We start from the raw sequence: 13,406 nt of genomic DNA on the forward strand, positions 1-13,406 counted from the left end.
AATTCCATGCCAGCGGTATTTGCATCATAATTCGTTTAAACATGTTTTTAACTCCCTAGCAGGATTCATAAGTTCTCTCAGAGAGGTATTAGAGACATGAAGGCGGAGTACTCGAAGCTAGCGCTTGCTGCATTTACTACATCTTTAACAGCAGTGCTAGCGCAGATTAGATTCAACGTTGGCCCTATACCCTATACAATGCAGAATATGGGAGTTGTTATGGCTGGCCTTCTCCTCCCTCCAGCATACGCGACATTATCAATGGGATTATACCTTCTACTTATTGCTCTAGGATTACCTCTAGCCTCAGGGTTTACTGGAGGCCTAGCGGTAGTCCTCGGTTATACTGGAGGCTACTTAGCTGGCTTTGTAATTGCTTCTCCATTAATGTCTATTCTCACCAGATTTTACTTGAGGAGAAAAAGTGTCAAGCTATCTCAGATTGGTAAACGTGAGGTTATAGTGCTCCTAGCTATATCTCTTATAGCTGTGCTACCAGTATACTTTCTTGGATTCCTAGTATTTTCCCTCTACGCTATACCAGGCTCTAAACTCTACTCCTGGAGCTCTAGTGTTAGCTCGTGGATAGGTTTAAACGGGGACTCCAGGATTCTAGTGCTACTTGTATCATCAGTACTGATATTCATCCCTCAGGATTTATTCATGGATCACTTGCTTGCTATAGTTTCATCGAGAGCTATAGCAAAGCTCCTAGAGGCGAGAGGCATCCGAGTTGACTAAGCCTCTTGAAATAAAGGATCTAAGGATCAGTATTAGAGATAAGATTATAGTAGACGGCTTCACAGTTGAGCTTGAAGCAGGTGGCCTCTACGCTCTCACTGGCCCCTCGGGAAGTGGTAAATCAACGCTCCTCAAAACTATTGCAGGCGTAATCCCTGGCTTATACTCATTCTTCAAAGTGGAAGGAGAGGTGAAAGTATATGGAGTGAACCCACTTGAAGCTAGGAGTAAAGGACTCGTATCTTATATCCCCCAGGATCCAACAGCTTACTTCGTTGGTTCAACTATTAGAGAGGAGTTAGATCTCCTTGGAGACTGCAACTGTAGCTTGATTAGCGATATACTAGGAGACCTCTCGCGGAGAATTCATGAATTATCTGATGGCCAGCTGTACAGGCTGCTACTGACTACATCAATTCTCTCTGGTGCTAGACTACTATTAATTGACGAACCTACATCACATATAGACCCATGGATTCTACCTAATGTACTGGAGACCGTAGCCGGCTACTGTAGAATACATAATGCAGCAGCTATTATAGTCGACCATAGAATCGAAATCCTGGAGAAGTACGCGGTGAAGGTGATTCGCCTAGAAGATCCTGTTGAACAGGGCAACGAGAATTCTAGGATACCGAGGACTAGGGAGAACAGGATTAATGCGGCCTCTAAAAGCGGAAGCTGTGAGTATACTGTTATAGCTAGTAGTCTAGAATACTATTATGATCGCGGAAAACACGTGTTAAAGAATGTGAGCTTAACTGCTAAGCCTGGCGATATATTAGTTATAATTGGGAAGAATGGCAGTGGTAAAACAACGCTAATTAAGCTGCTAGCGGGACTATTAAAGCCTAGTAAAGGATTTATTAGGACATCTAAGCCGCTATTCCTGGTTCCCCAATCACCGATCTACTGGTTCTCTCAGGATACTGTTAGAGAGGAGGTAGAATTCTACGCTAGGATATGGGGTTTCAAGGATGATATTGAAGATGTAATGGAAATCTTTAATCTCAAAAAGCTTGAGCAGCAGAATCCGGTGTCACTTAGTATAGGTGAAGCTAGACTCCTCTCTCTAGCACTAGCCTATATTTCTAAGGCTAGGGTCCTCTTGCTCGACGAACCCACGCTGGGATTGGACTACAAGTATAAACGGCTCCTCATGTACCTGCTCGAAGAGTTCGCGTTGAATGGAGCATCTATTATTATTGCAACACATGATTTAGAACTAGCTAGAAGCTTCAAGAATACTCACCTTCTGGAAGACGGCTATCTCAAGGTGGTAGATGATGGTTTTAAAGTTCCTCTTATTGAGGACAGCTGAAGCTTTCACGCCTGGAAGCTCGCGTTTAAAACTCAGCTTCTCGAAGACTTTAGTAGCCGTGATTTTAGGTTCTACGGTAATCTTACTTCAACCAGCCATCCTGCTACCATACACCTTAATTATCTTAGCCTTCATTCTAATAGCTTTACGAGGTTGTAGAGTACTACTCGATATAATAACAGTAGTTACCCCCTTCACTCTAGTATACGTGGTATCAGGGCTCATCGTTCAGCACGCTGTAGGCGCAATAGATCCTGTAATCCTAGCTGCAGGTAGCGCCCGCATGCTTTCCATGACTCTTCTCTCGGCAATAGCTGCCTCTGTAATTAGGGTCTCCGAGCTCGTGAAGCAGGTGAGCAGGATCTCCCCGCTGCTAGCAGTTAGCATAGCGTTAACGTTGAAGCTTGCATACACCCTATCAATAAGTCTCGTCAAGCTTCAAGAAGTCTACTCTGTAAACATGCTGCAGACGTTAAAGGGTACAAGAGGGAGACTCCTCTACACCAAGACTCTTGCTAGAGCTCTCACGCATATAGGGATACTCACGCTGCTTCAAGTTACAGAAGCACTTTACACGCGTTATCCCGTCATAACGGTGAAGCGTGAAGAGAGCGCGGGCAGAAACCTCCCTTCACCTGGTAGTCGAATTGGTTCCAGCGGGATTGCTTCTCGCGCTGGCTTTAGAAGCCTCTAGGTCAGCCTACTGGAGCTGCAGGAGCATATATTACGTGTCTAATACGTGTTTAAGCATGGATGATGAATAGTGAACCGGCAGACCAGTGATGACGAGCTCTCAACCTGACTCAACAACTGGTATCCTTCGCGGTTTTACTCCCGTTGCCTCAAGTCTCAGTTGGAGAGACAAGCACGGTGGAGTAAATATCAGGCTCCCATGTACTCTGCAATAGATAGCTTGGTTTCAACGGGCTGGAACAGTTGCAGGAATCGTTTCAGACTAGCCCTTATCTTAAACGGTGTGCGTATAAACCCCTGGGTGAGACAGGTGAAGCCTGCAGGATTGATCGGGTTACTAGCCTTAACAGCTCTAGCTGTAGCAGTACTCTATCCAGTATTCATGCCTGTGCTAGTTGCTGGTAGCACCACGACGGCAACTACAGTAGATACCCCCATTACTAGCACGTCAACCCCTGCTAACACTACGGCTAGCACTAATACTACAGTAGTAGAGGATGAGAATGAAGTTGAGGTAGAAGTTGAAGTAGAAGATGAAGTTGAAGCTGGAAATGGCACAGTCGACTTAGTTATCCCACTAGTCAATCTCAGTAGAGCTATCGATCTAGCGTACACCATGAGGAATATAACATACGAGCTCTTCCAGTGGGAGCTAGAACACAATATCACGGTAGCTAATGTAACATTAAACCTAGGTGATAAATTCCTTGAGAGAGCATTGAATTTAAGTGAGAGTAATGCTACTCGTAGAGCAGCAACCTTCGCTATTGTAGCAGCCATCCACTATGGTCATGCCCCAGCATTCGCTCACATAGTCCTAGCAAAGGTTATAAAGAGCAATCTCGGTGAAAACTACACTATAACACCTAACACTATTAATGCCATCGTGCAGGCAGCCTCAGAATTAAAGAGCATCCTGCTTAACGCCGTCAACTACACTAGTGGAAAAGACATTAACACAAGCCCAGTAGCTCTCTGGATTGAGAGAGGCGACGAGAAGATCGCGGAAGCCCAGCAGTATCTAAATGAAAGCAGCTTAAAAGAAGCATTCAAGCACGCAGTCTCCGGCTACGAGAGCTATGTTAAAGCCTACAGTACTCTAGTGAAAACAGTATTCATCTACTACGTGAAGTACGAGCAGGTCTTCAAGCCGAAACCACTTCCAGTAATGAAGGGGCTGATAGAGAAGCTTCCAGCTGAGATAAGAGCTGAAATAGAAGCAAGAATACAGCGCGGCGAAGTAAAAGAAGTTAAGGATATAGTAAAGGAGTACACTAAGGAAGTGCGATCTAGAATTGAGGAGAGACGTCGAGAAGAAGCTAAAGTAATTGCTGAAATAGTCTCTAAAGCACTCGACAAGCTCTCTGAGCACCCTGGCTTCAAGAAGATGTTCAAGGAGAGAGAGTTGAAAGAGTACATTCTCAAACTAGCCGAGGAAATCCACTCTAGAACAAACGCTACAGGTCTACAGCTACTCCAGCAGGTTTTAGAGGAACTGCAGAACAGGCTACAGCAGTCTGGTGGACACGGATTAAACATTAGAGAGGAGTTCTCTAGATCAGTCTACAACATCAGCGAGGAGGATGAAGACTAAACTACACGCAGTTTCCCTAATTAATATTTTTTCTCTTTCTACCTTCTAGCCTTCTCCTCCACATACTCAATAATGTAGTCTGGCGGGTTCACGCCTGTAGCATTTCTTAAGCCCTCCCATTGAGGGAAAGCGTTTACTTCCAGTATATAGTATCTCCCTGATGCTTTATCGTAAGCTACGTCTACTCCAGCGTAATCCAACCCCAGTATCTTCACAGCCTTCAAGCCGAGCTCGTATACGTACGGCTCCTCGCTCTCCCTGACTGGTATTCCACCAGCCCCCTGCGCTATATTAGTCTTCCATGACTGCGTGCTAACACGCTTCATTGCTCCTATAACTCTATCTCCTACTACGAAGACCCTGTAGTCGTAGCCGGGTTTCTCTAGGTAGACCTGGTAGTAGCTTGGCTGCCCGATACTGATTAAGCCTCTTGAGACGTTGAATGCTAGATCAGGGTCTTCTATAAGCGTGCTTCCAAGCCCTAGGCTACCCATGAGAGGCTTGTAAACCACCTTCTTCTTATCTCTGCTAAACCTCATAGCAGCAAAGGGGTTCTCTGTCACCAGGGTTTCCGGTACAGGGAGGCCGTTTAAGTGTAATCGGAGCAGGCATATCCATTTATCTCTAGCTATAAGAGATTTTAACGGGTTATTTACCACGGGGATCCTTGATGCAAGTGCTTCTAGAACACCTATCCTCTTCATCAGGATCTCGAGGCTCATCGCGAAGCCTACTCCTCTTAGAACAGCAGCGTCGACTACAACCTCCTCGGTAGAATGATATACTTTAACACCGCTCTGAGATATTACTGCGTCGAGTAGAGGTGTCTTCAAGTATACTGGCTCGTGTCCATGCTTCACTATGGATTCTATTAGCTCGAGTGAGCTCCTTTTAGGCTCCTTCTTGTAGTCTATTACAGCTATCTTCAAAACTCACGCACCCCTGGCTATCAAAGCTGTAACTAGGGATGTAAGAATAATGCTAGCAGCTGTAAGACTCGAATCAAGGGCGCCCCTTGAGATTACTGCGCCTAGCAGTGCTCCTAGAGCTGCTAGTAGCGATATCACCTGGAGTACGCTTCTAACTTCCTCTCGACTGATGGGCTGGCGCGTGTAGCTATAGAAGTAGAGTATTGATGCAGTGAAAATTGACAGCCCGATCACCACGTTTAAGAGACTCAAGTCTACTATAGCAACAAGCACCCCTGTAAAGACCCCAAGACCCGCTAGGTGGGGTAGTCTCCTAGAGATTGCTCTACTCATACCCGTCATCTCACAATATAAGGTTAGAAGTGAAGCTTTAAAATACAGTGGTTGAACCACTAGCTGACGCAATGTAGTCAGCTATCATAGCCAAGTATATGTTAGCTTCAATAGGGTCAGTGTTGAACACTAAGTCTACTACTCGGAGCCCTCTAGCAGTAAGCTTGAATTTAACCTCCTTGAGATAGTGTTCCTCCACGCTAGTCCCGAGAAGCAGCACGCTACCATGCCCTGAGACAAGCTCCGGGTGCTCGTAGGCTGCTCTAACACCTCTCCTCCTTAAGGCTTCAACGAGGTATATGGATGAGGACTCGAGAAGTCTACTCGATGATACCGTCAGCTCCCGAGACCCTAGGATTCCTGAGAAAACCTCTCTGTATGCACCTATCATCTCCTCGAAGACCGGCGTGAATCCTTCTCTACTATGTGCTAGTATCCTCTCGCCTCTCCGAGCCAGCCTGCCACTATAAGCTTCAGCTAAAGCATGGTAGGAGGCCATAGCCATTACTAGCGATGAATCCAGCTCATCGCGTGCACTAGCGAATACAACCCTGTAGTCTCTTAGAAGCCTCAGTATTCTTTCATCAACTGGCTCGCCTATCAAGGCTATGTATGGGTGATTCATTATTCTTGAAGCCTGTAGTAGATTGAATAGTTCGGGTCGAAATACCGGTGAGAACACTACTAGTGGTATTGGATCCCTGTAGGCTAGAATGAGAACTGACGTGGATACTGCATCAGCTATCAGCGGGTAGCTCTCCTCATTCATTGTCACCATATGCCAGAACATGCATGATGCAGGCAGGTAGCCGTGACCGCTGTAGGATATTATAAGCCTGCTCGAACCTTCTTCTCTCAAAAAATTCCTTATTATGCCTGAGATCCTCCGGGCTTCCTCTTCGATTCCAGCCAGCTTCTCCAAGTACCATTTTACATTAAAGCTGTCTCCAGGCTCCTGCAACAACTACACTCCTCTCTACTCGGCTCCTCAGGTAGGATCCCTATGATCTCCGGGAGTAGCTTCTGCAGCTTTGCAACATTCTCATTCATTGTTCTAACTACTTCCTCAGCTGTAACCGGCTTCTCAGCCCATACATCGTAGTCTGTCACCATTGCTATGGTGGCGTAGCATAGCTGTGCCTCGCATGCCAGGTTGACCTCGGGGACTAGGGTCATGCCGATTACGTCGGCCTTGAATACCTCCCTCCAAACCCTGCTTTCAGCTCTAGTGCTGAATCTAGGTCCCTCTATACATATGTATGTTCCCTTCCCATGGATCCTTATATCTGGATGCCTGCTTGCAGCCTCGAGAATCTTCTTTCTGAGGCACTCGCAGAATGGATCAGCGACGCTAACATGTGCAACAGTGCCTCCCTCGAAGAAAGTGAAGTCTCTTACCCCTTTAGTCATATCTATGAACTGGTCTGGCACGACGAAGTCTCCTGGCTTGAAGTCTTCTCTCAAGCTCCCTACTGCGGAGACTGATATAACCCACTTGGCTCCAATACTCTTTAAAGCCCATATGTTAGCCCTGTAGTTGACTCTATGAGGAGGTATTTTATGCCCTCTCCCATGTCTTGGAATAAATGCTACTCTCCTGCCTTTCAACTCGCCTACAATTAAGTTGTCGCTTGGAGCACCATAGGGAGTGTAAACCTTGAACTCTCTTATGTTTGAGAGTCCTGGGAGATTGTATACTCCGCTCCCTCCTATAACTGCTATCTCGGCTCTAACAGGCGGCTCCACGAGCATACTACAAGCTCACCACGTACCTGCCCTCTCCAGGAGAATACTTTACAAAGCCTTTTTCAACTAGTATCCTTAATGCCTCCCTGTAGTATGCCTCTCCTACATCCACCCCATACCACTCTCTGAAACCCTCTACAATCTCGCTAAAGCTCCACTCGCGTTTACCAGTTTCCTTGAGAGCCTCGCTCATCATCCTCTTAATGAACTGGTAGGTGTCCTCTACTCTAGTCCAGGGGTACTGGAACCAAGCCCACTCTCTAACCTCCAGGTAGTAGTAGTCTGGTTTAAACTTAGCTACAGTGCTTATCCACTGGAGGGCTGCTGTTTTAACCTCCAGTGGATTCCAGTTCTCCAGAATGTAGTCTCTGGCGAGCTTTAATGTATCGCCTGTATCCACTATGTCGTCGACGACTAGTACTCTCAGCCCGCTTGCATCTATCTTATACGGGTACTTTATGATAGCCTTCTCGCTAGCTTTCGCAGCCTCAGTCCAGTGCTGGCTTTGAATACTCGCCAGGTTCTCTACGCCTAGGAAGTCGCATACCAGCCTAGCTGGAACAAACCCGCCTCTCGAGACTGCTACAATTAGATCAGGCTTGAAGCTGCTCTCCCTTATCTTCTCAGCTAGCTTTCTAGACCAGTCAACTATATCACTCCATTCGACGAGGCGCACTTTAACTCTAGGCATCTCTATCACAGAATACACGATACTACTTGACGGCTTTTAAGCCATTCCACCTGGTTTATCAGCCTTTCCCCACCTTTTCTCAGCTACAATTACTCTTCCACTACTCGTGAATACTCTTCCATGCATATGCATTAGTATGCTAGTTCTATTGAGATCCCAGCCGTGCTTAGCGTAGAGGTCTCCTTTCACGCGGATAGCTTTAACGCTAGCTATGAAGACAACTGACTCTCCTACCGGTACTTCGCCTTCAACAGTACACTCGAGTACTCCTAGAGCTCCATCCACGCCTGGGGTTTTAATGAGCTTTGAGGGGAGAGGCTTCAACCCCAGCATGCTCCACTTATCAATATCTCTACCACTCACGCTTCCAGCCTTATAGGCTAGATCCACGTGTTCACTGCTCAGTACGTTCACAGTGAACTCTCCTGTCTCCTTCACATTTCTGTAAGTTAAGCTCCCCTTCCATATCGAGACAGCTATGAGGAATGGCTCGTCGGAGACGGGTGTAACCCATGACGCAGCCATAACGTTAAGCCTCCCAGTAGAGCTCCTCGAAGCGATCAAGTATACTGGTCTTGGATGTAGAACATGGTAGTCTCCAGGCTCGATCTCAACGTACACTTAGACCACCCCGTGTACTTGAGGTGATCACTACTCTAGATTATAGCTGTACTCCTATCACCCTGGAAAGACTTTGTGGGGTACTCTCAAGCCTGCTTCAAGACGACTTCACCACCCTGCTTGATTAATCCCGTAGCAACTGTCATCGTAGAAAGCGGAGAGTCCAGCCATAAACTATAAAACCACCCTTCTCTACTACTATCATCACGAGTAGTGCGGGGGTGCCCGAGCTTGGCCAAAGGGGTCGGGTTGAGGACCCGGTGGCGTAGGCCTGCGTGGGTTCAAATCCCACCCCCCGCACTACAAATACTCCTGGATTCCATGTTGCAGTAAAGTAGAATAGCCTGCTAAACCTAGCGGCTGTGGATTAATACACCCCGGGCTTTACTGCAGTACTCCCTCCCAGACGGTTAAATACGTCTAGCTAGCTTACCAGTGAGTTGGGATCCCCTCATGAAGCTCTACGAGTACGAGGGTAAGGATATAGCGGTAAAATATGGTATTAGTGTGCCTAAAGGGATACTTGCTAGTAGCGTTGAAGAAGCTGTGAAAGCCTACATGGAGCTTGGCTCTAAAGAAGTAGTGCTGAAAGCTCAGGTTCTCGTTGGAGGTAGAGGTTTAGCGGGAGGAGTAAGGAAGGCTGGAAGCCTCGAGGATGTACGAGTCAAGGCTGGAGAGATACTATCAATGAATATTAAAGGTGAGAGAGTTGAAAAGCTGCTTGTAGAAGAAGCTGTATGCATTGAGAGAGAACTCTACCTCTCACTGACTGTTGATAGAGCTTCAAGAAAACTAGTATACCTGGTATCCGGGATGGGTGGAGTTGAGGTAGAAGAGCTTGCTAGAAGATACCCTGATAGAATACTTAGAATCCCTGTGGACGTCTTCACAGGGTACATGGGGTACATGGCTAGGCAGGCTCTAGCATTCCTTAACCTCCCCTGGGATAAGCTAGCAGCACTCGATAACATCATGAAAGCTATGTACAGGATTATGGTGGACTATGATGCCGAGCTCGTTGAATTCAACCCTCTAGCCTACACGTGTGACGGGAGGCTTGTAGCTCTCGACGCTAAGATAATAGTAGATGATAACAGCTTATTCAGAAGACCAGAGCTCCAGAAGCTTTACGGCAGGGATGCATCATACTACGAGAAGCTAGCAAAGGAGCTGGGATTCAACTATGTGGAGTTAGATGGAGATGTAGGAGTAGTAAGCAATGGAGCCGGGTTGACTATGGCTACAATGGATGCAATCCTCCACTACGGAGGTAGACCAGCAAACTTCCTTGATATAGGCGGGGGAGCTACACGCGATAGAGTAAGGGAGGCTGTCAAGATTATACTAGCTCACCCAAGGGTTAAAGTAGTCCTCATCAACATATTTGGGGGGATAACACGGTGTGATGAAGTGGCAAGCGGGATTGTAGAAGCGTTAAGAGAGATAGGTGTATCTAAGCCTGTTATTGTGAGAATGCTCGGCACTAATGAAGAAGAGGGGAGGAGGATACTAGCAGAGCACGGCATAGACGTCTACACTGAGATGGATAACGCAGTTCAGCGGGCAGTGGAGTTAGCTGGGGGGTGAGTTAATGGGTATAATAGTGGACTCTAAAACTAGAGTTCTAGTTCAAGGGATAACAGGGAGAGAGGGTAGCTTTCACACCAAGCTTATGCTTGAATACGGTACTAGGATAGTCGCGGGTACAACTCCAGGTAAAAGAGGCGCATACGTTCACGGAATCCCAGTCTACAACTCTATATGGGAGGCTGTTGCAGAGCAGGGCCCCGTGGATGCAAGCATTGTCTTCGTGCCCGCAAGATTCGCGAGTGAAGCCGTCTACGAGGCAGTCGACAACGGCATTAGAGTAATCGTCGTGATAACAGAAGGCATCCCCCTCCACGACGAGCTGAAATTCATCAACTATGCTAGAAGCCGTGGTGTCATGGTGATCGGACCTAACACTCCCGGGGTTATAACAGCAGGTGAAGCCAAGCTTGGAATAATGCCATCCCACGTCTTCAAACCGGGTAGAATTGGAGTTGTCTCGAGAAGCGGTACTCTAACCTACGAGATAGCAAGGGAGATATCTAAGCACGGCCATGGAGTGTCAACTGTAGTAGGGCTTGGAGGAGACCCGATTACAGGACTAGACTTCACCGAGGTGGCTGAAATGTTCATCAGGGATAACGGTACAGATGCCATAGTACTGATCGGAGAGATAGGTGGAGATGCAGAGGAGAGATTCGCAGGATTCTACAGCAAGCTCAGCTCGAGGAAGCCTGTTGTAGCCTACATAGCTGGGAGGACTGCTCCACCAGGCAAGAGAATGGGGCATGCAGGTGCAATAATATCCATGGGTGTAGGCGACTATGCATCTAAGCGTAGAAGCCTCGAGGATGCCGGGATACCAGTAGCCGATACTCCATCTCAAATACCTGTTCTACTAGACAGGGTTCTCAGAAGCTGGTAGACTACGAGTGCGGTGAAAATTCAATATAAAAAGTTTATTTATCATTGTTTACAGTATCTAAGCTTGGTGGAAGAATTGAGTCTAGCTATAAGGGATGTTTCATCGTTCAGAGATGTCATAAAGATCATAGATGACACTATATCATTCCTCAAGCAGCAGCTAGCCGAGAACCTCAAGAAACTGGAGGATGCCCGCGTTAAAGCCGAGCAGGCTAGGAAGCTGAGAGAGATGCTGAAGGGTCTCATAGGAGAAGAAGTAGCTTCATCAGGTAGGGAAGTAGACTTAAAGGACGCTAAGATACTGGTGAACCCAGATCCTATAACAGAGCTCAGAGTCATCGAGGAAGCCATAGAGAAGATAAACTCCACGATACTAACACTCCAGAACCTGAGAAAGAATCTCGAGCCATGGGCGAGCATTGAGGCGCCAGGCAGGATAACAGTTGTCATTAAAGAAGGAGTACCCTCCACAATAATCCTAAGGCTCTCCTAGACGAAATAACACTCTCAAGTTTTTTACCTGGATGCTACTCATCCCTAAACTAGTTTACTTAGGTGTAGGTGAAGTATATGACTGCATATGATAAGCTGGGGCCAGGCTCCAAGGCCCCCGAGGAAGTCAATGTTATAGTAGAGATACCTGTCAACAGCGGCGTGAAATACGAGCTAGATAAGGAGACAGGGATACTAGTCGTGGATCGAGTACTCTATACATCCATGGTCTACCCCTTCAACTACGGTTTTATACCAGGAACCCTTGAGGAGGATGGAGACCCAGTCGATGTTCTAGTAGTCTCAAGCGACCCTCTGCTACCAGGCTCCCTGATAAAAGTTAAACCTGTAGGCGTCCTGGAAACCGAGGATGAGAAAGGCAGGGATGCTAAGATAATAGCTGTCCCAGCTGAAAAAATAGATCCAAGATACAGCAGCATCAAGGATGTATGGGACCTCCCGGAAGCAGTGAGAGAGAGAATTAGGCACTTCTTCGAGCACTACAAGGAGCTAGAGCCAGGGAAATGGGTTAAAGTTATAGGCTGGAAGGGTAGAAGCGAGGCATTAGATAGGATTAGAAAAGCTATTGAGAGAGCAAGAAGCAGGGCTTAACGACACTGCGGACACTCTACAAGCCTCGCTCCATTCACCTATATTTAAAAGCCCTCACTAGAATTCCATTCACTAGTTAAGCCGCCGTAGTATAGCCCGGTCAAGTATGCGGGCCTTTCGAGCCCGTGACCCGGGTTCAAATCCCGGCGGCGGCAACTCACAAGATAAATTTATAAGACACACCACAACCTAACCCACTACTAGATGCGGCGGTCGTCTAGCCTGGACTAGGACGCCGGCCTGCCACGCCGGAAATCCCGGGTTCAAATCCTGGCCGCCGCACTCCTCCTAGAATCCTAAGGGAAGAGTAGTAATGAACATGATTCCAAGAAAGGAGGTCAATAATACGGCTTAGTTAATTATTTCTGAACGATATTACAGGGTTCAATAGAGTTTGCTGGAGGATGCAACTCGTGAAAACTATTTTATCGTTTAATCTGAGCTCCCTTAGTGAGTGCATCTTCCTCCGGAGATTGAACCGTTTCACTGTTCTCGTAGAGTCTAATGGGACCATGCTTGAAGCCCACCTCAACAATACAGGGAGGCTTCTCAACGTGCTGAAGCCGGGTGTGAAGGGTTTCCTCGTGGAGACTAAGAGTGGCAGGCTAGGCTACAGGCTTCTAGGTGTCTACGTGGATGGCGGAGTTGCTGTGCTAGATACCTTGACGCAGGAGAAAGCTTTCGCTAGAGCAGTGGAGGAAGGCTTGATCCCCTGGCTGAAGGATTGTAGTGTGGCTGGAAGGAATAAGAGGATCAGTGATATCATCGTAGACTACCAGCTTGAATGTGGAGGTAGAGAAGTGTACGTGGAGCTTAAGAGCGCTATCCTAGATCTCAACGGGTATGCCGGCTACCCTGACGCCCCCTCTGAGAGAGGGAGGAGGCATATCAGAGTGCTCGGTGATCTAGCTTCAAAAGGCTTTAAAACCATGGTTGTCTTCGTTGCAAGTATACCTGGAGCAAAAGGATTCAGGCTCTACTGCCGTGAGGATAAGCTGATCGGGAGGACTGCATGGGAGGCTCTCTCTAAGGGTTTACTCTTCAAGTCTATCTCAATATACTTCGATCCAATCAGCTTGAGCATTATGCTCGAGGATCCCGACCTGCATGTAGACTTGTGTAGTGAGTGTAGTGATATTTGATGGTATAATCGTCTCTATA

The 13,406-nt window shown here is 47.1% G+C and carries 15 protein-coding genes and 3 tRNA genes; 12 read left to right on the top strand and 6 right to left on the bottom strand.

What is annotated here, in order from left to right:
* Positions 1-96 precede the first annotated feature (96 nt).
* From OWQ48_06770 to OWQ48_06785, 4 genes are all read left to right on the top strand, one after another.
* Entirely contained in the window at positions 97-741 is a 645-nt protein-coding gene (locus tag OWQ48_06770; protein MCY0868905.1) for a biotin transporter BioY, read from the top strand.
* Entirely contained in the window at positions 734-2,062 is a 1,329-nt protein-coding gene (locus OWQ48_06775; GenBank protein ID MCY0868906.1) for an ATP-binding cassette domain-containing protein, read from the top strand. The genes OWQ48_06770 and OWQ48_06775 overlap by 8 nt, the downstream gene beginning before the upstream one ends.
* Entirely contained in the window at positions 2,028-2,756 is a 729-nt protein-coding gene (locus OWQ48_06780) for a hypothetical protein (protein MCY0868907.1), read from the top strand. The genes OWQ48_06775 and OWQ48_06780 overlap by 35 nt, the downstream gene beginning before the upstream one ends.
* A gap of 309 nt (positions 2,757-3,065) precedes the next feature.
* Positions 3,066-4,349 carry a hypothetical protein gene (locus tag OWQ48_06785; GenBank protein ID MCY0868908.1) on the top strand — a complete coding sequence of 428 codons (1,284 nt, stop codon included), beginning with the start codon at positions 3,066-3,068 and terminating at the stop codon, positions 4,347-4,349.
* 38 nt (positions 4,350-4,387) lie between these two features.
* On the opposite strand, the gene OWQ48_06790 is transcribed toward OWQ48_06785, so the two are convergent.
* Genes OWQ48_06790 through OWQ48_06815 form a run of 6 tightly spaced genes read right to left on the bottom strand, consistent with a single transcriptional unit; the run spans position 4,388 to position 8,669 of the window.
* Complete coding sequence (locus OWQ48_06790; protein ID MCY0868909.1) at positions 4,388-5,278, bottom strand: RimK family alpha-L-glutamate ligase; 891 nt, start codon at positions 5,276-5,278, stop codon at positions 4,388-4,390.
* A gap of 3 nt (positions 5,279-5,281) precedes the next feature.
* On the bottom strand, positions 5,282-5,611 hold the full coding sequence (locus OWQ48_06795) for a hypothetical protein (protein ID MCY0868910.1): 330 nt from the start codon (positions 5,609-5,611) through the stop codon (positions 5,282-5,284).
* A gap of 37 nt (positions 5,612-5,648) precedes the next feature.
* The gene (locus OWQ48_06800; GenBank protein MCY0868911.1) at positions 5,649-6,572 is read right to left on the bottom strand and encodes a hypothetical protein; all 924 of its coding nucleotides are present in this window, start codon (positions 6,570-6,572) and stop codon (positions 5,649-5,651) included.
* Positions 6,542-7,363 carry an S-methyl-5'-thioadenosine phosphorylase gene (locus tag OWQ48_06805; protein ID MCY0868912.1) on the bottom strand — a complete coding sequence of 274 codons (822 nt, stop codon included), beginning with the start codon at positions 7,361-7,363 and terminating at the stop codon, positions 6,542-6,544. The genes OWQ48_06800 and OWQ48_06805 overlap by 31 nt, the downstream gene beginning before the upstream one ends.
* 1 nt (position 7,364) lies before the next feature.
* Positions 7,365-8,048 (bottom strand): phosphoribosyltransferase, encoded by a 684-nt coding sequence (locus tag OWQ48_06810; GenBank protein MCY0868913.1) that lies wholly within the window; start codon positions 8,046-8,048, stop codon positions 7,365-7,367.
* 36 nt (positions 8,049-8,084) lie between these two features.
* Entirely contained in the window at positions 8,085-8,669 is a 585-nt protein-coding gene (locus OWQ48_06815) for a flavin reductase family protein (protein MCY0868914.1), read from the bottom strand.
* Positions 8,670-8,884: 215 nt separating this feature from the next.
* Here OWQ48_06815 and OWQ48_06820 point away from each other — a divergent pair.
* The 8 genes from OWQ48_06820 to sfsA all read left to right on the top strand — a co-directional run bounded on the left by OWQ48_06820 (position 8,885) and on the right by sfsA (position 13,387).
* Positions 8,885-8,969 (top strand) — tRNA-Leu (locus OWQ48_06820).
* A 153-nt stretch (positions 8,970-9,122) separates the two neighbouring features.
* Complete coding sequence (gene sucC, locus OWQ48_06825; protein MCY0868915.1) at positions 9,123-10,256, top strand: ADP-forming succinate--CoA ligase subunit beta; 1,134 nt, start codon at positions 9,123-9,125, stop codon at positions 10,254-10,256.
* Positions 10,257-10,260: 4 nt separating this feature from the next.
* Positions 10,261-11,142, top strand: coding sequence for a succinate--CoA ligase subunit alpha (sucD, locus tag OWQ48_06830; protein MCY0868916.1), 882 nt, complete (start codon positions 10,261-10,263; stop codon positions 11,140-11,142).
* 75 nt (positions 11,143-11,217) lie between these two features.
* Positions 11,218-11,634, top strand: coding sequence for a hypothetical protein (locus tag OWQ48_06835; GenBank protein ID MCY0868917.1), 417 nt, complete (start codon positions 11,218-11,220; stop codon positions 11,632-11,634).
* 77 nt (positions 11,635-11,711) lie between these two features.
* Entirely contained in the window at positions 11,712-12,245 is a 534-nt protein-coding gene (ppa, locus tag OWQ48_06840) for an inorganic diphosphatase (GenBank protein ID MCY0868918.1), read from the top strand.
* Between the two features lie 80 nt (positions 12,246-12,325).
* Positions 12,326-12,400: transfer RNA gene (locus tag OWQ48_06845), tRNA-Glu, on the top strand.
* Between the two features lie 51 nt (positions 12,401-12,451).
* A tRNA-Gly gene (locus OWQ48_06850) sits at positions 12,452-12,527 on the top strand.
* A gap of 122 nt (positions 12,528-12,649) precedes the next feature.
* The gene (gene sfsA, locus OWQ48_06855) at positions 12,650-13,387 is read left to right on the top strand and encodes a DNA/RNA nuclease SfsA (protein MCY0868919.1); all 738 of its coding nucleotides are present in this window, start codon (positions 12,650-12,652) and stop codon (positions 13,385-13,387) included.
* Positions 13,388-13,406 lie beyond the last annotated feature (19 nt).

The sequence above is a fragment of the Desulfurococcus sp. genome (assembly GCA_026626905.1).
In the GTDB taxonomy this organism is placed as follows: Archaea; Thermoproteota; Thermoprotei_A; order Sulfolobales; family Desulfurococcaceae; genus Desulfurococcus.